We start from the raw sequence: 20024 nt of genomic DNA on the forward strand, positions 1-20024 counted from the left end.
CAAATGTGCATAAAAAAAATCCGGAAACGGGTGAGCATTTCCGGATTCTTACACCGCCACTGGATCGGTCAACCGATCCTTAACTGATCGGCATTACTCCCATGGGAGGCCCTTTCGAGTATGTTGCACGACGACTCAATTGCTGCCGAACATCTCCTTTATCCAGCTAGCCACGCCGTCACCACGCTGTGCTGGCGCGCTACCCGAGGCCGATGTCGACGACGCACGACACAACGCCTGCGGATCATCGCTCCAGACCGGAATGGTCTGCGCGCTGCCGCACTGGAAGTTACCGGCGGCATCGATACCCACCATACTGATCCCCTGCGGCGGCACCAGATCCAGCGCCAGCGGCGTCTGGTTCTCCAGATAGCGGCGATAGAGCGTCAAGGCGCCACTGGCCCCGGTCAACTTGGAGGGGCCATTATTGTCGCGGCCAACCCAGGTGATCGCCACCTCTTTGCCGTCGATGCCGGCGAACCAGCTATCACGCAGATCGTTGGTGGTCCCGGTCTTAGCCGCCAGATGATAACGGCCAAACTTGCCGGCCAGCGAGCGCGAAGTCCCACTCACCACCCCTTGCTGCATCGCATACAGCGTCAGGTAGGCGGCCTGCGGCGCCACCACGCTCTGCGCCTGCGGCAGGCTCTGGTACAACACCGTACCGTCCTCGGCGATCACCGAGCGCAGCGCCGACAGGGTCGCCCGATTACCGCCAGCGGCGATGGTCTGATAAGCCTGCGCCACCTCCATCGGCGTCAGGTTGATCGCCCCCAGCAGCATCGCCGGCACTGGATCGATAACCGTCTTCGGTACCCCCAACCGTTGCCAGGTCGCACTGATTTTATCCAGTCCCAGCGCCATCCCCAGGTTCACCGTCGGCACGTTAAGGGATTGCGCTAACGCCGACATCAACATCACCTGACCACGATACTGGCGATCGTAGTTCTTCGGCTCCCAATAGGTGCCGTTGGAGAGTTTGATCGACAGCGGCTGATCCTGTAACGGCGTATTGAGACGATACTGGTCCGGCTCAGCCAACGCCGTCAGATAGGTTGGCGGCTTGGCCAACGAGCCGATCAAGCGGCGGGCATCCAGCGCGCGGTTAAAGCCTGCGAACTGGGTCTGAGCACCGCCCACCATGGCGCGTACCTCGCCGCTGAAGCGATCGACCACCACCATCGCCGCCTCCAGGTCATTCAGATGCCGCGCAGCACGCAGCGCAGGGATGCCGGTCTCGACCGCCTTCTCCGCGGCGTCCTGCGACACCGGATCGAGGGTGGTAAAGATCTTCACGCCGGAGAGATCCTGTACCTTATCGCCCAGCTTGGCCTGCAACTCCTGACGTACCAACTGCATAAAGGCCGGTTGCGGCGAGATCACCCCCCCCTTCGGCTGTACCCCGAGCGGGCGAGCGCTGAGCATGTTGTACAGATCCTGATCGATGATCTTCTGCTCCAGCAACAGGTGCAGCACCACGTTGCGCCGCTCCAACGCCAGTTTAGGATTACGCCACGGGTTATACAGTGAGGCGCCTTTAACCATGCCGACCAACAGCGCCTGCTGATCCAGGCTCAACTCCTCCACCGGACGACCAAAGTAGTAAAGGCTCGCCAGCGGGAAGCCGCGGATCTGATCGTTGCCGCTCTGGCCGAGGTACACCTCGTTCAGGTACAGCTCGAGGATGCGGTCCTTGCTGTAGCGATAGTCAAGGATCAACGCCATATAGGCCTCGTTCGCCTTACGCCACAAGGAGCGCTCGTTGCTCAGGAACAGGTTCTTGACCAACTGTTGCGTCAGGGTACTGCCCCCCTGCACCGTGCGGCCGGCGGTCAGGTTCGCCAACAAGGCGCGACCGATCGAGTAGAGGCTAATGCCGTCGTGCTGATAGAAGTGACGATCTTCCGTCGCCAGCAGGGTATCCACCAACAGCGTCGGGAAGCCATTGCGCGGCACGAACAACCGCTGCTCGCCGTTGGGCGATTGCAGCATGGTGATCAAGCGGGGATCGAGGCGGAAGAAACCAAACTGGCGCTTATTTTCCAGGTTGATAATGTCGCTCAAGCCACTGGCATCGAACACCAGACGGGCATGGATCTGCCCCTCTTTACCATCGGGAAAATCGAAAGGACGACGCAGCATGTCGATGCTGTTGCCCGCCACAGTGAACTCACCGGGACGCGTGATGCGGTTGACCTCACGGTACTGCATCCCTTCCAGCAGGTTGATCATCTCTTTCTTGCTGTAGTTCATCCCCGGCTCAAGGCTGACCATCCGGCCATACACTGCCGCCGGCAATTGCCAGACCTTACCGTCAATACGGCTGCGGATCTGCTGATCAAGATAGACGCCGTAGGCACCGATCACCACCAGCGCCACCAGCGCCAAACGGAACAGCAACCACCATACACGGCGTCGGCGTGAACGTTTTAGCTGTTTACGCGCCACATCATCCTCGTCATCGTCATACTCATCGTCATCGCGCTCATTGAGCGCCTGGTCATCCTCGTCATAGTCATCCTCCTGGTCACGGCGGCGACGGCGAGAGAGCCCCTGGCGCGCTGGCAAGGGAGCCCGTTTTTTTCCTTTACGCCCGATTGGCTGGCGATCGTCCCCAGACATATCCTGTTTCTCCGGCTGTGCTACGGCGTAAACCGCCTAATATGCGCTCACTTCCCCGCCGATAACAGGGAAAAGCTCTGAATTTAATGCCGTTTGGTGCGCCTCGTTGGCTGTGCGTTGGCCGGATCGTCCGGCCAGACGTGCTTGGGATAGCGCCCTTTCATCTCTTTCTGTACTTCACGATAGGCGCCTTGCCAGAATCCTGCCAGATCACGGGTGATCTGCAAGGGGCGCTGAGCCGGCGAGAGCAGCTCCAACACCAAGGCCACCCGCCCTTGGGCGATGCGTGGGCTCTGACGTTCACCGAACATCTCCTGTAAGCGCACCGCCAGCACTGGCGGTTTATCGCTAAAGTAACGGATCGCCAGGCGCGATCCGGTCGGCACAGTGTAATGAGTCGGCAGCTCACTATCCAGCCGCTGACGCGTGTTCCAGTCGAGCAGCCGCAACAGCGCCGCCGCCAGATCGATCTGGCGCAGGGCGCGCAGATCCCGCACCCCATGTAGCGAGGGAAGCAACCACTGCTCTAGCGTAGCCAATAGGCTGTCATCGTCGACCGCCGGCCAATGCTGTTCCGGCAGCCACTGGCGCGCACAACACAGACGCAGACGCAGTTGTGTCGCCGCCTCGTCCCAGGCGAGCGCTGCGATCCCTTGCGTTCGTACCCACGCCAACAGTGCCTGCGCCAGCGTCGCCTCATCGGGGCGCGCCAATGGCTGGGCGCGCAACACCAGACGCCCCAATTGGACACGCCGCCAGGCGCGCAACGTGCCTTTCGCCTCATCCCATTCGACCCCGGTTTCCTCGCTGACCAAATGGGGCAACTGGTTCGCCAGCTGCTCAATGTCACAGGGTAAGGCCAGTAAGATTCGTGGCTCGCCACCGGCGGCGCCCTGCAACAAGCTGGCGGCGATCAGCCCCGGCATGCGTCCTAGGGCATCATCCGCCGCCAACGCCGCGCCCAGACCGTTGGCCAACAGATAACGGCCATCCTGACCACGGGCGGCCGCGATACGATCGGGATAGGCATGGGCCAACCACCGTGCCGCCGCATCGAGATCCGCCGGTCCCCCCCGTCCGCCGAGGCGCGTCACCAACTGAGCGGCACGTTGACGCCAGTGCGGCTGTGGGTGGTACAACGCTTGACGCAGATCGCTCTCCCCTTGACGCGGCGGTTCTTCGATGATCGCCGCCAGCAAAGCGGCACAGGCCAACGCCGCATCGCCCGCCTCACGCGCGGCGCACAGCATCGCCGCCAAACGCGGCTCGCTGCCGATGCGCGCCATTTCGCGCCCCAAGGGACTCAACGCGCCCTGACCGTCTACGGCACCCAGCTGTTGAAGTAGACGTTGGGCCGCGCCCAATGCGGCCGTTGGCGGACTATCCAGCCAGGCGAGCTGTCCGGCCTCCCGGCAGCCCCAATTGAGCAGCTCTAACCACAATGCGCTGAGATCACTGCGTAAGATCTCCGCCTGCGCGTAGTCGCTGGCGCGCTCGGCCTGCTCCGCCGACACTAAGTGCCAACAGATCCCCGCGCTCAGACGCCCGGCACGCCCGGCGCGCTGAGTCATCGCCGCCTGACTGGCGCGCTGGGTTACCAGACGCGTCAGGCCACTACGGACATCAAACTGACTGCTGCGCTCCAAGGTGCTGTCGACCACCAGGCGGATGCCATCGATGGTCAGGCTGGTTTCGGCGATATTGGTCGCCAAGACGATCTTACGCCGTCCCGGCGGCGCGGGATCGATGGCTCGCTGTTGTTCGGCCAGCGATAACGCGCCATACAGCGGGCAAATGTCGGTATCCGCCGCCACGCTTTCCTGCAACAACGCCGCGCAACGACGGATCTCGCCGACGCCGGGCAGAAACAGCAGTAACGAGCCAGACTCGCGCCTCATCAGATTAAGCACCGCGCTCGCCGCCGCCTGCTCAATGCGCTCATGGGGCGAAACGGGATGATAGTGACGCGCCACCGGGTAACTGCGCCCGGCGGAGACAATGGTCGGTGCAGCGGGCAACAGGGTGCGCAGGCGTGCATCGTCCAGCGTCGCCGACATGATCAGGAGACGGAGATCGTCACGCAGGCCGGACTGCACATCCAACAATAAGGCCAAGGCCAAGTCCGCCTGTAGGCTGCGCTCATGGAACTCATCCAGGATCACCAACGCGACCCCCTCCAGCAACGCATCGCGCTGTAACATGCGAGTCAGCACGCCTTCTGTCACCACCTCTAAACGGGTGCGCGGCCCGACACGTTTCTCACCGCGCATCCGGTAACCGACCGTCTCGCCCAACGGCTCCCCCAACTGTTGCGCCAGGCGATGCGCCACGCTACGCGCGGCCAGTCGCCGTGGCTCTAACATGATGATGCGCCCCTGTAGCGCCGGATGGTGTAATAACTGCAACGGCAGCCAGGTCGATTTGCCCGCCCCGGTCGGGGCGTTAAGCAGCACCTGCGGGGCCGATTGCAAGGCGGCGAGCAGCTCGGGCAAGACGGCGGCGACGGGTAATAAGGACACGCGGGACTCCACTCTCTTCAGGGGTATGGGCGACCGGCGTGCGCACCATCTGGCCACGCCGCCCCACACCTATTAACAATTGCTGCCGCGCATTGTAGCATCGGGCGATGCCGTTAACGGGAACCCATCATGTCGCAACGCCTTTTTTTCGCCCTCGCCCTGCCGGCGACGCTACAGCAATCGTTGATCCAGTGGCGCGCGCAGCATTTTCCGCCGGAGGCCGGGCGGCCGATCGCCGCCGCCAATCTGCACTTGACCCTGGCTTTTCTCGGCGACGTCGGCCCGGCGCAACAGCGGCAACTCATTGCCGGTGCCGAACGTATCCGCCAGGCACCGTTTAGCCTGACGCTGGATGATGCCGGGCAGTGGCCGCGCGCCGGGGTGGTGTGGCTCGGGTTACGCCGGGCACCGCGTGGATTGATTCAGTTGGCCGAACTGCTGCGCTCGCAAGCCGCCCGCTGTGGCTGCCAGCAAAACGCATTGCCCTTTCATCCACACATTACCCTGCTGCGCCACGCCTATCAGCCGGTCGCCATCCCCGCGGCCAATTTCCGTTGGCAAGTCGAGATGACGCAGTTCGCCCTCTTCCGCTCACAGCGCATTCAGGGGCGCACCCACTATCAGTCACTGGCCAGTTGGCCCCTACAACGCCACAACGCCGCACAATAATCGACAGGAAGCCCTATGGAGTTTACCTCGCCTCTACAATCCGCCACCCTGATTAAACGCTACAAACGTTTCTTGGCCGATGTGCGTCGTCCCGACGGCCAGATCTTCACACTGCATTGCGCCAATACCGGAGCCATGACCGGCTGTGCCACGCCGGGCGACACTGTGTGGTACTCCATCTCGGACAACCCGCGGCGTAAATACCCTGCGACCTGGGAGTTAACCGAAAGCCAGACGGGAGCATGGATTTGCGTCAATACCCAGCGCGCCAATGCCTTACTTCACGAGGCGCTCACCGAGCGACGCATCGCGGAATTGTCCGGTTATACCAAACTACGCCGCGAGGTGTGTTATGGTACAGAAAATAGCCGCATCGACTTGTTATTACAGGCGGAAGATCGTCCCGACTGCTATATTGAGGTGAAGTCGGTCACCCTGCTGCAACAAGGGTGTGGCTACTTTCCCGATGCAGTCAGTAGCCGTGGGCAGAAGCATCTGCGGGAGTTGCAGCAACAGGTGCAAAGTGGTGCACGCGCGGTGCTGTTTTTCGCCGTGCTGCACAGTGGTATTGAGCGTGTGCGGGCGGCCCGCCACATCGATCCTCACTATGCGCAACTATTGGCCCAAGCAGGCGATCTCGGGGTAGAGGTAATCTGTTACGCGGCGCGGATAACGCCGAACGGTATTACCTTGACACAGCCGCTGCCGTTTGAATCGTCAGGGTGCTCTGGCGCGGAGAATCACGGCGAAAAAGGGGAATCGCGGCTAAATACGCCGCCCTTCACACCCTTGTCAAGCCGTAGGCAGGAATAATTGCCAACCTCTAGCGCATCTGCTATTTATAGCGGCCTGATTTTTTCCCCCATTTGGGGATCGCTAATGCGTGTTATTAGGAGAAGCAGCATGCAAGAAGGGCAAAACCGTAAACCGTCGTCCTTGAGCATTCTCGCCATTGCTGGGGTGGAGCCGTATCAAGAAAAACCGGGCGAAGAGTACATGAACGAAGCCCAGTTGGCGCACTTCAAGCGAATTCTTGAGGCATGGCGTAACCAGCTCAGGGATGAAGTGGATCGTACCGTATCCCATATGCAGGAAGAGGCTGCCAACTTCCCGGATCCCGCCGACCGCGCGACCCAGGAGGAGGAGTTCAGTCTGGAACTGCGTAACCGCGATCGCGAACGTAAGCTGATCAAAAAAATCGAGAAGACCCTACAGAAAATCGAAGATGACGACTTCGGCTTCTGCGAATCCTGTGGCGTCGAGATCGGTATCCGCCGCTTAGAAGCGCGCCCGACTGCCGATCTGTGCATCGATTGTAAGACACTGGCCGAAATCCGCGAAAAACAGATGGCGGGCTGACCTCGCCAGGACTCCAGAGACGAGTGTTCCATCCTTGCCCCCGGCGACCAATGACATCCTGGTCGCTTGGGGGCGCGTTGACGATCCGGGCTTTTCCCCGGTGTACATGTCGTTGCAAAAAATGTCATATTCTCACCCTATTCCGTCAGGCTATGTGGGCCGTTTCGCCCCTTCTCCCTCTGGCGATCTACACTTCGGCTCGTTGATTACCGCGCTCGGCAGCTACCTGCGCGCGCGCGCCTGTGGTGGCCGCTGGCTGGTACGCATCGAGGATATCGATCCGCCACGGGAGGTTCCGGGCGCCGCTGGGCGCATCCTACGAACCCTGGAGCACTACGGTCTGCACTGGGATGGCGAGGTGCTGTATCAGTCACAACGCCACGACGCCTATCGCGCCATCCTCGCGCGTCTGCATCAACAAGGACTGGCCTACTACTGCCGCTGTACCCGCCAACGCATCCACGCGCTGGGCGGTGTCTATGACGGTCACTGCCGCTCGCTAGGCCTTGGGCCACAGCAGGCGGCGCTACGTCTGCGCCAGACCCAACCGGTCTACCGCTTCTACGACCAATTGCGTGGCTGGCTCGACGCCGACGCCGCGCTGGCTGGTGAGGACTTCATCATTCACCGCAAGGATGGACTGTTCGCCTATAACCTGGCGGTGGTGGTGGACGATCACGATCAAGGGGTTAATGAGATCGTGCGTGGCGCCGATCTGATTGCGCCGACGGTGCGTCAGATCGCGTTATATCGTCAGCTAGGCTGGCAGGCGCCGGCCTACCTGCATCTACCGTTAGCCCTCAACGATGATGGCAATAAACTCTCCAAGCAGAATCACGCGCAGCCGATTCCGTTGCACGATCCCCGTCCGCTGTTGTTGCAGGCTCTGGCCTTCCTCGGCCAACCGCATCCCGCGGCGCTGCGCGATCTGTCGACCGAGGCGCTATTAGCGCATGCCGTCGCGACCTGGCGCTTGGAAAATGTACCGCTAAATGCCACAACGCCGGCAACGATTCCGTCTGCACCATTCTCAAATTCCCCTACGTGAGCTATGATTAGCCGCTTATTTTTCTGCATATCATGCCCCATCGCCTGCGACAGGCCCTGGATGAGCCCGTCGGCCTGCGTGCCGACGCGACCGCCCGAGCGATGACGGAGCTATTTACCAGACACTATCGAGGTGTACCATTTTTACCCGAGTCGCCAACTTTTGCCGTAGAGTGTTAAACCGCGAGACGGACAGCGCACCGGAGCCAGAGTCCTCCCATCTGAGCGTGATCCCGCGCGATCAGCACACGATCTCACGCCAGCAGATCAGCGAAAATGCGCTGAAGGTTCTATATCGCCTGAATAAATCGGGTTTCGACGCCTATCTGGTCGGCGGCGGCGTACGCGATCTGCTATTGGGCAAACGCCCGAAAGATTTCGACGTGACCACCAACGCCACCCCGGAACAGGTGCGGAAACTATTTCGCAACTGCCGTCTGGTCGGGCGTCGCTTCCGCCTGGCCCACGTCATGTTCGGCCCGGAAATCATCGAGGTCGCCACCTTCCGAGGCCATCACGAGCACGCCGACGAGGGCAAGAACATCGCCCAACAGGGCAAGAACGGCATGCTGCTGCGCGATAATGTCTACGGCAACATCGAGGAAGACGCCCAACGCCGCGATTTCACCATTAACAGCCTGTACTACAGCGTGGCCGACTTCACAGTGCGTGACTATACCGGCGGCCTGAACGATCTGCGCGCCGGCCTGATCCGTCTGATCGGCGATCCTGAGACGCGCTACCGCGAAGATCCGGTGCGGATGCTGCGAGCGGTACGTTTCGCCGCCAAACTACAGATGGACATTAGCCCGGAAACCGCCGCCCCGATCGCGCGCCTAGCACCGCTACTGCGCGACATCCCGGCCGCCCGTCTGTTTGAAGAGGCGCTGAAGCTGCTACAAGCGGGCTATGGCTATGAGACCTATCTCAAGCTGCGCGAATACCAGTTATTCCAACCGCTGTTCCCGGTGATCTGCCGCCACTTTACCCCCGACGGCGACAGCCCGCTGGAGAATATTCTGGCGCAGGTGCTGAAAAACACCGATCAGCGTATCCAGAACGACATGCGCGTCAATCCGGCGTTCCTGTTCGCCGCCATGCTGTGGTATCCGCTGATCGAGCTGGCGCAGAAGATAACCCAAGAGGGAGGGCTGACCTATCATGATGCCTTCGCCTTGGCGATGAATGACATTCTGGACGAACAATGTCGTTCGCTGGCGATCCCCAAACGCATTACCGCGCTGATCCGCGATATCTGGGCCCTACAGCTGCGCCTGTCGCGCCGCCAGGGCAAACGCGCCCACAAGCTATTGGAGCAGCCCAAGTTTCGCGCCGCCTACGATCTGTTAGTCCTGCGCGCTGAGGCAGAGCGAAGCGCCGAGTTACAACGCTTGGCCGACTGGTGGGGCTCCTTCCAGCTCGCCAGCGTCTCGCAGCAGAAGGCGATGGTCAGTACGCTGGATGACGAGGGGGAGAGCAATGCCGGCGCTCGTCGCCGTCGACGGCCGCGACGTCGCGCGCCACGTCGCGAGGGAAGCGGCGCATGACCCGTGTCTATCTGGCGTTGGGCAGCAATCTGGCCGATCCGCAACGCCAGGTGTGCCAGGCCATCCAGGCGCTGGCAGCGCTGCCGCACTGCCAGTTAGCGGCGGTCTCCTCGCTGTACCGTACCCGCCCACTCGGACCTCAAGAGCAACCGGATTATATCAATGCCGCCGTTGCGCTCGACACCACGTTGGCGGCGGAGGCGTTACTGGATTGCACCCAACATATCGAGCTGTCCCATGGCCGGGAGCGGAAAGCCGAACGCTGGGGACCGCGTACCCTGGATATCGACATCATGCTATTCGGCAGTCAGGTGATCGCCAGCGAGCGGTTGACCGTGCCCCACTATGACATGATGAATCGCCGCTTCATGTTGCTACCGCTGGCCGAGATCGCCCCCGATCTCGTATTCCCGACGGGGGAGACACTGCGTGCGGCCATCGCCCGTCTCGGCGACGGTGACGATCTCATCGTGTTGCCCCCCCAGACTGACGCCACGCCGTCGTCCTGAGTCCTCGCCCCGCCACCTCACGGTGTGGGGCGGTGGTTTTCTACGCCCCGTCCTGCCGCCTCAAGCCCGTTTTCCGCGGCAAAACAAAACACAAAAAGTGATGTGTTTGCTTGATCTCATCTCCACCGCAATCGTTTTTCTTGCAGTAGAATACGCCAGCAGGGTGTCCGTCAGCGACGGCGCCGTACACCATGGCGAGCGCTGCCGCAGACGATGACAGCGTAGCGCCCAACTTTATTTGCCCGGCCGTTGGCCGGTCGACAATGGGAGACAGTGATGACGCCAACCACGCTATCACTCCTGCGTAAGCGCAAGCAGGAAAAGCATAAGTTCGCCACGATCACCGCATACGATGCCAGCTTCGCCCGGCTGTTCGCCGAGCAGGGCATCGATGTGATGCTGGTCGGGGACTCGCTGGGGATGACCCTACAGGGCTATGACACCACCCTGCCGGTGACGGTGGCGGATATCGCCTACCATACCCGAGCAGTACGCCGTGGCGCGCCGAACTGCCTGTTGATGGCCGATATGCCATTCATGTCTTACGCCACGCCAGAACAGGCTTGCGCCAACGCCGCCGAACTGATGCGTGCCGGGGCCAATCTGGTCAAGTTGGAGGGGGGCGCCTGGCTGAGCGACACCGTGCGGATGTTGACTGAGCGGGCGGTGCCGGTATGCGGCCACCTGGGGCTACAGCCTCAGTCCGTCAATATTCTCGGTGGTTACCGCGTACAAGGACGCGATCAAGATACGGCGGATCAGCTGTTGTCCGATGCCTTAGCCCTGGAAGGCGCGGGCGCCCAACTGCTGGTATTGGAGTGTGTCCCGTCCGTGGTTGCCAAGACCATCACCCAGGCGCTGCGTATCCCGGTGATCGGCATCGGTGCCGGCCGAGAGACCGACGGCCAGATCCTGGTGATGCATGATGCCCTGGGGATCAGCAGCGGACGCATGCCGAGCTTCGTGAAGAATTTCTTGGCCGACGGTGGTGACATCCGCGCGGCGGTGCGCCGCTACGTCGATGCCGTCGAGCAGGGGCAATTCCCCGGCGACGAACATACCTTTAACTGAGTAACATCCCGTCGGGTGGCTTCGCAAAGCCGCCCTTTTTATCTGCTGGAGAACAAGCTGTGCTGATTATCGAGACTATCCCGCTGTTGCGCCGCGAAGTACGCCGCTGGCGCCAGGAGGGGAAACGTATTGCGCTGGTGCCGACCATGGGTAACCTGCATGAGGGACACATGACGCTGGTGCGCGAAGCGCGCGCCCGAGCCGATGTGGTGATCGTATCGGTGTTCGTCAACCCGATGCAGTTCGATCGCCCCGACGATCTGGCGCGCTACCCACGCACCCTGCAAGAGGACTGCGAGAAGCTAAACCGCAATGGGGTGGATCTGGTCTTCGCCCCGGCCGCCGACGAGATCTACCCGCAGGGCATCGGGCAGCAAACCTATGTCGACGTTCCTGCCCTCTCCACCATCCTCGAAGGTGAGAGCCGCCCGGGTCACTTCCGCGGCGTCGCCACCATTGTCAGCAAGCTGTTTAACCTGGTGCAACCGGATCTGGCCTGCTTCGGCGAGAAGGACTACCAGCAGCTCCAGCTGATCCGCAAGCTGGTGGCGGACATGGGGTATGGGATCGACATCATCGGTGTGCCCATCGTGCGCGGCGACGATGGCCTGGCGCTGAGTTCACGCAATGGCTACCTCAACAGCGACGAACGCCGCCTAGCGCCCCGTTTGTATAACATCATGATGCAGTTGGCCAATCAATTGGAAAACGGCGAACGCAATCTGGATGAACTGCTGGAGCAGACCGCAGGGCGTCTGCGCCAGGCGGGCTTCCGTCCCGACGTCTTGTTCATCCGCGACGCAGATACCCTCGGCGAGGTGACGCTAGAGACCCGGTCGGCGATCGTGTTGATGGCCGCATGGCTGGGCCAGGCACGCCTGATCGACAACGTGCGCGTGCCGCTTAACGCCGACGCGTAATGCCTGGCGGCTAGACAGCGACGAGCAAATGCGCAACCATGGCGTAAACCGCCGATACGAATGGGTGGTTTACGGCATATTTTTTACCGGGCCGCTCGGCGGCTCCATTACGATGATGACAGGTATTACACTATGGTACGTACAATGCTACAGGGCAAACTGCACCGCGTGAAAGTCACCCAGTCCGACCTGGATTATGAAGGCTCCTGTGCTATCGATCAGGATTTTATGGACGCGGCCGGTATCCTGCAATATGAGGCCATCGACATCTACAACGTCGATAACGGTCAGCGCTTCTCCACCTACGCTATCGCCGCCGAACCCGGCTCGAAAATCATCTCCGTCAATGGCGCCGCCGCACGCTGCGCCTGTGTCGGCGACAAGCTGATCATCTGTAGCTATGTGCAGATGTCCGACGAGCAGGCCCGTACTCATCACCCGAAAGTGGCCTATTTCGAAGGGGACAACCAGATGAAACGTCTGGCCAAATCCGTCCCGGTTCAGGTCGCCTGATCGCCGGCTGCGGGGCTTAGGCTCCGCAGTCTAGCTTCCCGCCGGGTTCTGTCGGCAACACCATCTCGCCCTCCCCTCAGGTCACATGCCGCCCCGCCTCGTCCCGGCATCGCGTCCCATTAATCCAGTGGCATAACGCTCTGCATCAACGGCGGTAGACGGATAGGCACCGGCGTATCGACCGGCGGCACATCCTGCGGCCGATTGGCGATCAAGCGCGCCATGGTCTGCACCGAATCAGTCCGCAACACATACAGTCGCTTCAGGGTGTAGGGGTTATCGCCACGCCGTACCTTGCCGCGCATGGTGGTCACCGCCATGTGGTAGCCTGCCTGGTGCGCCGCCTCGATCGCTTTACGATTGAAGGCGCCAAAGGGATAAGAGAGATACTGAACATGCGGATTAAACTGCGTTAAGGCGCGACGCGAACGCGCGAAGTCGAACAGGATGTTGTGTTGGCTGCGCTGTAACAGGATCGGGCGTTTATTCGCCGAGAGACGATGCAGAAAATGGGTGTGCGACTGAATGTCGAATACCGACTGGATGGCGCGCAGCTCCGACAGGCTCATAAACTGCAAGCCATTAGGGTCCCACGGCTGTGGGTGGCGCTTAATACGCGAGGAGATGATAAACGCCGTCGCTCGCTGACCGTTTTTCTTCAGAATCGGATAGGCATAGCGGTAAACCGACTTCAGCCCATCGTCAAACGTCAGGGCCACCGCCCGCGCCGGGAGATTTTCATTACCACGCAAATAGCCCTCCAACTGGTAGAGGGAGATAGTCAGATAACCCGCCTGGCGCAGGTAGGCCATCTGGCGGTCGAAGGCCTCGACCGAGGTGGTCGTCGAGGTATGGCGGAAGCGCCGATTATCTCGGTTACGCAGGATGTGATGGTAGGTAAGGATCGGAATGCCGTTATCCAGTTCGACCTCATCGGCACGCACATAGGCCAGACGTCCGCCCAGATTGATCACCATCCAACGCAGCCCCGTCGTATCGGTCTCCCGGGTCAGAATAGGATAACGCAGGTTGGCGGCGAGGGTCGCCAATAGCGGCGCCTGAGAGTCGGCGCGCGCATAGACGCTTACCGGATGCAACGTCAGCAGGTAATCCCGGCTGTTACGGTGCAGCAACGCCACATCCCGCGCCGCGGGTAGAGGTGGCGCCGCCGCACTTAACACATCACGGGCGATAAAGCCGCTGGCATTGGCGAAACGAAAGATAAAGTAGCCTTTCTCATCCGGCTGCACGTCGAGCAGTGTCCCCGCCTGGAGGCGAGCGACCGGGATGATGCGATCGCCGACTGGCGAATAGATCGTACTGTCACGGGTAGTGACCATATAGCGAGCAGCCATCGGGTCCGGCGTAGGCAACGACGATGGCACCGATGGTCGTGCCAACGCGGGAAGCGACGTGAACAAAGCAAGTCCGAGCAAGAGGAAAAACTTATACATGAAAACAATCAATATGGGGCATCCACTGCCCAATGAGTGATGTTTTCAGCATAACACGCGCAGGCGACACGGGCCAAAATCGACGCAGCTCGCTATCGAGCGTTACACGCGCCCGGCGCTCCCACAAAGCCCGATCTTCTCGGCGATCACCTCACGCCTCGTCTGTTTCCCCACCGTCATATATTGGCGGAGAGCATTCGCCTCAGGGGGATTCTTGAAATACCGCTTTAACGTGTCGGCGCACTCCGTCGCCATACACACCTTGCTGCTCACTAAGGCGATCGCCTCACGCACCTGCGGGATCGTCCCCCGTTGGCAGATCGCCGCCAGGCGAGTGAAGTCAAGGTGCGGCATGCCCCGATACAATCTGTGCGCCGAACCGCTCGCCACCGCCAAAGAATCGGGCTCACTACGCGTGACGAATTGGGCGGTAGCCTCGAGATCGGTCAGTTGACTCGCCGCCGCATCGAGTTGTACGTCATCTTCCTGACCGCCTAAACGCCCCAACTCCGCCTCCACACTAACGCCATAACGCTGGCAAAAGCGCACTACTTCCACCACCGTAGCCATCTTCTTAGCAAAAAGCTGCTGGAAAAACCGAGCACACGCCAGCGCGTACCTTGGTAACGATATCGGCAAGCGATATATGGTTATCTAGGTGCAAGGCCAACGGCAAGTTGTGGCGGGCAGCGGCCTAGCGACAGAGAGCGACCAGATTACCAGTACCAACATAGCTAAACATACCCGGCAACCGGCAAGGCCAGCTCGGCGGCAGCCTCAGTCACCGCTTGGAGCGTCTCCAGCTTATCAATGTCAAACGCTGGTACCGCCTCTCCCCCACGCTGCGCGCGGTATAACATCTCACGATTGGCAATCAGATACATGACGCTTCCCCTACCTTAGTGAATACACCGCACATTATGCTTTTCCCCACTTCTCCGCATATTCTTTGACACAGATTCATCTCGCTGCCGGCCAGGCTAATGTCCCCCACCTAGATACCGTCGGTGTCTTCGGGCTGGGTGCCATGCGCCCGCTCATGACGCCCCTCATGCCACAGACTGGTCACGCCCCTTCGCCCGCATGCCAGCGCCTGATCACGAAACTCAGCAGCACTGAGCCCCTCACGCTCAAGCATCATCTCTACCGCCAACTGCATATTGGTACCGCTCAGCACTTCATAACCATGACACGCAGCCAACAGAGCCGCCTGGCGAAACGGCGAGCCCCCCAACAGACGCTGAGGATCACCACGCCCTCCCCACTGTCACAGGCGCGGCACGCCGCATTTAACGCCTGCGCCAATTCGACCGTACTTATACCCTCCGCCTGGCACTGCATCTGGGGGCCCACCACCTGCTCCACGCCTTGTAGCAAGCCGCTGGCAAAACAACCATGCCCGGTCATCACGATGCCCAACATGAGACCTCCTTAGAGCAAGCCGCCCCACTTCCCTGCAATGCCGATCAACACCGTCACCCCAATCAGCTTGATTGGTGAATAGCCACGCTTCATCAGCCAATACACCAATAGGGTAAAGCAGAGTGGCAGAAGATTGGGCATCAACTTATCCAGCACCTCCTTCTGCAACGCTACCGTTGCCTTGCCCGCCTGCATCACTAATGGCGTCGAAAGATGCACATAGGAGGCCACCAGCGCCCCAATCACCGTCATGCCGACGATCGAGGCAGCATGGGAGATGTTCTTAGTATGGATCTTCAGTAACACCAAGGCACGGGTCCCTGCTCGGTAGCCGTAATGCGCTAGACCGAAGCGCAGAGCGAAATGAACCGCATTAAATAGCAGTAGGAATACCACTGGCCCGAACAGACTTCCCTCTAACGCCAGCGACGCGCCGATGCCGGCGCAGATCGGCAATAGTGTCAACCAGAATAAGGCGTCGCCAATACCGCCCAGCGGTCCCATCAGGGCCACCTTGACCGCACGGATGGTGGCGATACGCTCCTTACCACGCTCCATCGCCAGTACCAGACCGGAGAGGAAGGTCACGTCGAATGGGTGGACGTTGATAAACTCCATATGCATCTTCATCGAGTTGGCTAGATCCTCCGGATTGCGGTGGATCTTACGCAACCCTGGGATCAGCGTGTACAACCAGCCGCCAGCCTGCATACGCTCGTAGTTAAAAGAGGCCTGCAATAATAGGGATCGTAAGGCCATAATGTTAATATCGCGCCGACTCAACGCCGGCCCCGGCGTCTGGTCGACATAGTCGTCGCGCTCCACTTGGCTGGTGGCCAGCGCCTGCGTCATGTGTTTCTCTGCCTTGGCTCGTTGTATATCATCGCTATCGTTAAATGCCATCTTCTTCCATCTCCTGATTTTGAGAGGCGTGCGCACGCGGCACCGACGCCGTGTCATGACGGGTACGGTTAAAGAAGTCGATCATGGCAATTGCCAGAGCCCCTAATGCCACCGCGATAATCGGCATATTGAGGAAGGTGACCGAGATGAACCCCAAAATGAAATAGGCCACATAGCTCTTCTTCATCATGATCTTCATCAGTAGAGAGAAGCCGATGGCGGGCATCATCCCGCCAGCGACGGAGAGACCGTCCAATAACCATGTCGGCGCTTTCGCTACCATGGCACTGGCCACATCAGCACCAAAGTAGATCGGCAGGAAAGCCACGATGAAATAAAAACAGAATAGGATCATCAACCCGGCGTAGTTCACCCATTCGACACCACGCCAGTTGAGATTTTTCACCATCTCATCGCAGCGATGCATCATCGGCGAATAGGCGGTAAACAGCAGTGTGATACCCCCTTGTACCGCGATGGAGAAGGGCACCGCCACCCCAATAGCCACTTTGGGGTCAGCGTGTGTCAAGATGGCGAAAGCCGTACCGATCACGCCACCGATCACGACGTTAGGCGGTTGCGCGCCGGCTAGCGGTACCATCCCCATCCACACCAGCTCCAACGTTCCCCCGACCAGCAGACCGGTATGCACATCACCCAAGATCAACCCTACCAGCGGGCCGATTACCACCGGACGGTGAATATGGGTCAAACCATCGAACAGATCGATACCGGCAATTCCCGCCAGTAGCCCGATCAACAAGGCATCGGTTAACATAATTCGCCTCCACTACTCAGCCCAACAGCCGGTTAATCGGCTCGCCGGCTTCATCTGGTACCCGCCGAATTTCGCAAGCGATACCTAACGCATCAAGTGCCTGAAAGGCCGCCACATCGGCGTCATCGACCGAGACCGTCTTGTGGATCTGGCGTTTTCCCTCAGAGAAATGCATATTGCCGACATTGACAAACTGGATCGGGACACCGCCACGTACCAGGGTCAACACATCCTGAGGCGTCTTACAGACCAGGAAGATCTTTTGACGCTCTGCGGCCTTGTGGATCACATCGATGGTCTTCTGTAGCGTGAAATAGCGGGTCTGTACGCCGTCGGCGACCACCATGTCCATCAGATTCTGTTGGATAGGATCGACCGCGGCGGCATCGTTAGCGACCAAAACTAGATTGGCACCCAGGGTATTGGTCCAGGTGATGCCGACCTGCCCATGTACTAGGCGGTTATCGATCCGGGTCATTAGGATGTTGGGTTGCGACATGATTCACACCTCCATCTCAGTTATCGTGGAATACGCTAAGGGATAATCATGGATCACCACCCCCTGCACCACGCGATTGACCTCGCCACTCGGGCAAGGGTTATCAGGCGTGATGCCCAGGGCTAGTGAAGTCTCAAAGGCCAGCATTTGCAGATACAGTAGAAAAGGGAATAACAACCAAAGCTCATCGAGTTCGCTTGCCAGGGAGAGCGCATCAGGTTGTGCGGTTCCACTCAACGCCACGATATGCTGCGCCATCCCATCCCGACGCAGCTCAGCCAGCAAGTCGAGATCGTAACAACGGCAGTAAGGCTCGGCGCTCAACATCATCACCACCAGCGTCTGCGGGCCGATCATAAACTTCGGTCCATGACGTAATCCCATGGCGGAGTCGTAACGGGTTACAATCCGTCCCGCCGTTAACTCCAACATTTTCAACGCCGCCTCCTCGGCCACACCGGTAAAGGCGCGGCTACCGAGCACCAGCAGACGTTGAAACCCGCTTCCCGCCAGCTGTTTGATCGCTGGCTGCCACAACGGTAACACCTGACGGCACAACGCCGTCATCTGTTGCAACGCGGCGGCGCTCTGTGTGAGAGAGCATGAGCCGAGCAACAGTGCACAAGCCAACATCATGCAACTGAAGCTGGAGGTCATGGCAAAACCTTGATCATGCGATCCCTGAGGCATAAGCAGCGAACAGGCATTAACGCGCCCAGCGGCATAACGAGCCAATGCGCCGTCGGGGTTACAAGTCAACAACAGGTGAAAACAGCGGGGGAGTAAACGATCGGCAAGCGCCAACGCTGCCACGCTCTCCGGGCTATTGCCCGACCGCCCAAAGGAAACCAGCAAGGTAGGCCGGCGAGGCTCGAGGTATTGCAGCGGTGACGGTACGATATCAGTGGTGCCATAGGCTACCACTTCATGGACGCACTGTTCACGTAGCCAAGGAGCCAGTGCCCGCCCGGCAAACGCCGACGATCCTGCACCACACAGTACAATCTGGAGATCGGGTTGAGCCAGTACAGTTGCTAAAAAAGGCTGCCAACGCGCCTGCGTTGCATTCAGCTCACGATGTAACCTTTGCCATAACCGCGGCTGTTGTGCAATCTCATGTGCAGTATGCCAAGCACCATGCGCGTGCAACCACGTTGAGGAATAACCTAAAACATCATCACTCATGTACTGACTCCTTCGACTGACTCATAACGCAAAACACCGCGTGGTCAAACGCTAGGTAAACGACGCCCCGCATAGCCGCAGAGCGGTTGCGTTCTCTTATGACAAAAAGACGATAGGTGAACGTCCTCAACCGTCGGCAATGATTACGTCCACCCCTAAATCCAGCAGCGTGCGGTGATACGTTTCCGGGATGCGACTGTCGGTGATCAGCCGCTGGATCTGCGAGGCAGATCGAATAGTACAAAAACTTTTTCGCCCGAATTTGCTAGCATCAACGACGGCGATAACTTCGCTGGCGACATCACACATCACCCGGTTGAGTTGCGCCTCACCACTGTGCGGTGTGGTAATACCGCATTCCAAATCAAAGCCATCAACGCCAAGAAATAAGCGGTCGAAGCGATACTGGCGCAACTGCTGTTCAGCGGCATGACCATACAGAGAATAAGAGTTGGAACGCACGTTCCCCCCTAAGACCAGCACCTCTATCTGCTCATACCCCGTCAACTCACAGGCGATATTCAGAGCGTTGGTCATCACTACCAGATCACGATGCGCTTTGAGAAAGGGGGCGATCTGCGCGGTAGTCGAGCCCGAGTCGAGGATCAGGGTATCGCCATCCTGCACTAACGTTGCCGCGCAAGCAGCGATGCGCGATTTCACATCAAGATTCAGACGCCCCTTATCGTGCAGTGGCCGATCAAATACAAACTGTTGGTTGAGCATCGCGCCACCATAAGAGCGCAGGGCACACCCTTTGCGTTCCAGATAACGCAGATCGTTGCGGATAGTCACACTGGAGACACCGAAATGGTGGCGCAACTGCTCAACCCGCACACTCCCCTCCAAACATAACTGATCGATGATCTGTTCGCGGCGCTTTACGGTATCGATGCCCATGTCAGCCTCCAGGTGTAATCAATCACAGAGGTAACCGTTTTCATACGATGACCCGAGAATTACAACAAAGGAATACTGAGCAAGGTGTGATCACAGTTACAGCTTGT

General features: G+C 59.6%; 16 protein-coding genes and 3 pseudogenes. 9 read left to right on the forward strand and 10 right to left on the reverse strand.

The window, feature by feature from the left end:
• Positions 1-135 precede the first annotated feature (135 nt).
• Both mrcB and hrpB read right to left on the reverse strand, forming a co-directional pair.
• Positions 136-2622: a bifunctional glycosyl transferase/transpeptidase gene (gene mrcB / locus EHO01S_RS11020; protein WP_024523998.1), complete on the reverse strand. Its 2487-nt coding sequence runs from the start codon at positions 2620-2622 to the stop codon at positions 136-138.
• 83 nt (positions 2623-2705) lie between these two features.
• Positions 2706-5141 (reverse strand): ATP-dependent helicase HrpB, encoded by a 2436-nt coding sequence (gene hrpB, locus EHO01S_RS11025; RefSeq protein WP_024523999.1) that lies wholly within the window; start codon positions 5139-5141, stop codon positions 2706-2708.
• Positions 5142-5270: 129 nt separating this feature from the next.
• Between hrpB and thpR the strand changes: the two genes are divergently transcribed.
• The 9 genes and pseudogenes from thpR (at position 5271) to panD (ending at position 12776) form a co-directional block, all read left to right on the forward strand.
• On the forward strand, positions 5271-5810 hold the full coding sequence (thpR, locus tag EHO01S_RS11030; protein ID WP_024524000.1) for an RNA 2',3'-cyclic phosphodiesterase: 540 nt from the start codon (positions 5271-5273) through the stop codon (positions 5808-5810).
• Between the two features lie 15 nt (positions 5811-5825).
• A pseudogene (gene sfsA, locus EHO01S_RS11035) lies at positions 5826-6518 on the forward strand (DNA/RNA nuclease SfsA); the annotation flags it as partial.
• Positions 6519-6713: 195 nt separating this feature from the next.
• On the forward strand, positions 6714-7169 hold the full coding sequence (dksA, locus tag EHO01S_RS11040; RefSeq protein WP_005282810.1) for an RNA polymerase-binding protein DksA: 456 nt from the start codon (positions 6714-6716) through the stop codon (positions 7167-7169).
• Positions 7170-7290: 121 nt separating this feature from the next.
• Positions 7291-8217, forward strand: coding sequence for a tRNA glutamyl-Q(34) synthetase GluQRS (gene gluQRS, locus EHO01S_RS11045; RefSeq protein WP_024524002.1), 927 nt, complete (start codon positions 7291-7293; stop codon positions 8215-8217).
• Between the two features lie 139 nt (positions 8218-8356).
• A complete protein-coding gene (pcnB, locus tag EHO01S_RS11050) occupies positions 8357-9763 on the forward strand; it encodes a polynucleotide adenylyltransferase PcnB (protein ID WP_209437419.1) in 1407 nt (468 codons plus the stop codon).
• Positions 9760-10272, forward strand: coding sequence for a 2-amino-4-hydroxy-6-hydroxymethyldihydropteridine diphosphokinase (folK, locus tag EHO01S_RS11055; protein ID WP_024524004.1), 513 nt, complete (start codon positions 9760-9762; stop codon positions 10270-10272). The genes pcnB and folK overlap by 4 nt, the downstream gene beginning before the upstream one ends.
• A gap of 276 nt (positions 10273-10548) precedes the next feature.
• Positions 10549-11343, forward strand: a complete 795-nt coding sequence (panB, locus tag EHO01S_RS11060; protein WP_024524005.1) for a 3-methyl-2-oxobutanoate hydroxymethyltransferase — start codon at positions 10549-10551, stop codon at positions 11341-11343.
• Between the two features lie 59 nt (positions 11344-11402).
• Positions 11403-12263, forward strand: coding sequence for a pantoate--beta-alanine ligase (gene panC, locus EHO01S_RS11065; RefSeq protein ID WP_024524006.1), 861 nt, complete (start codon positions 11403-11405; stop codon positions 12261-12263).
• Positions 12264-12395: 132 nt separating this feature from the next.
• The gene (panD, locus tag EHO01S_RS11070; RefSeq protein WP_024524007.1) at positions 12396-12776 is read left to right on the forward strand and encodes an aspartate 1-decarboxylase; all 381 of its coding nucleotides are present in this window, start codon (positions 12396-12398) and stop codon (positions 12774-12776) included.
• Positions 12777-12895: 119 nt separating this feature from the next.
• Here the strand turns inward: panD and EHO01S_RS11075 are convergent, their stop codons facing one another.
• From EHO01S_RS11075 to agaR, 8 genes and pseudogenes are all read right to left on the reverse strand, one after another.
• Positions 12896-14230: a polysaccharide deacetylase family protein gene (locus EHO01S_RS11075; protein WP_024524008.1), complete on the reverse strand. Its 1335-nt coding sequence runs from the start codon at positions 14228-14230 to the stop codon at positions 12896-12898.
• Between the two features lie 102 nt (positions 14231-14332).
• Positions 14333-15114 (reverse strand): annotated as a pseudogene (locus EHO01S_RS17600) (class II fructose-bisphosphate aldolase).
• A 110-nt stretch (positions 15115-15224) separates the two neighbouring features.
• Positions 15225-15652 (reverse strand): annotated as a pseudogene (agaF, locus tag EHO01S_RS17605) (PTS galactosamine/N-acetylgalactosamine transporter subunit IIA).
• 9 nt (positions 15653-15661) lie between these two features.
• Positions 15662-16555, reverse strand: a complete 894-nt coding sequence (locus tag EHO01S_RS11090) for a PTS system mannose/fructose/sorbose family transporter subunit IID (RefSeq protein ID WP_024524009.1) — start codon at positions 16553-16555, stop codon at positions 15662-15664.
• A complete protein-coding gene (gene agaW / locus EHO01S_RS11095) occupies positions 16545-17333 on the reverse strand; it encodes a PTS N-acetylgalactosamine transporter subunit IIC (RefSeq protein WP_024524010.1) in 789 nt (262 codons plus the stop codon). The genes EHO01S_RS11090 and agaW overlap by 11 nt, the downstream gene beginning before the upstream one ends.
• Before the next feature lie 16 nt (positions 17334-17349).
• Complete coding sequence (gene agaV / locus EHO01S_RS11100; protein ID WP_024524011.1) at positions 17350-17832, reverse strand: PTS N-acetylgalactosamine transporter subunit IIB; 483 nt, start codon at positions 17830-17832, stop codon at positions 17350-17352.
• Between the two features lie 3 nt (positions 17833-17835).
• The gene (locus EHO01S_RS11105; RefSeq protein WP_024524012.1) at positions 17836-19017 is read right to left on the reverse strand and encodes an SIS domain-containing protein; all 1182 of its coding nucleotides are present in this window, start codon (positions 19015-19017) and stop codon (positions 17836-17838) included.
• A gap of 126 nt (positions 19018-19143) precedes the next feature.
• A complete protein-coding gene (agaR, locus tag EHO01S_RS11110; protein WP_024524013.1) occupies positions 19144-19917 on the reverse strand; it encodes a transcriptional repressor AgaR in 774 nt (257 codons plus the stop codon).
• Between the last annotated feature and the right edge of the window lie 107 nt (positions 19918-20024).

It is taken from the genome of Edwardsiella hoshinae NBRC 105699 = ATCC 33379 (assembly GCF_000474215.1).
GTDB lineage: Bacteria > Pseudomonadota > Gammaproteobacteria > Enterobacterales > Enterobacteriaceae > Edwardsiella > Edwardsiella hoshinae.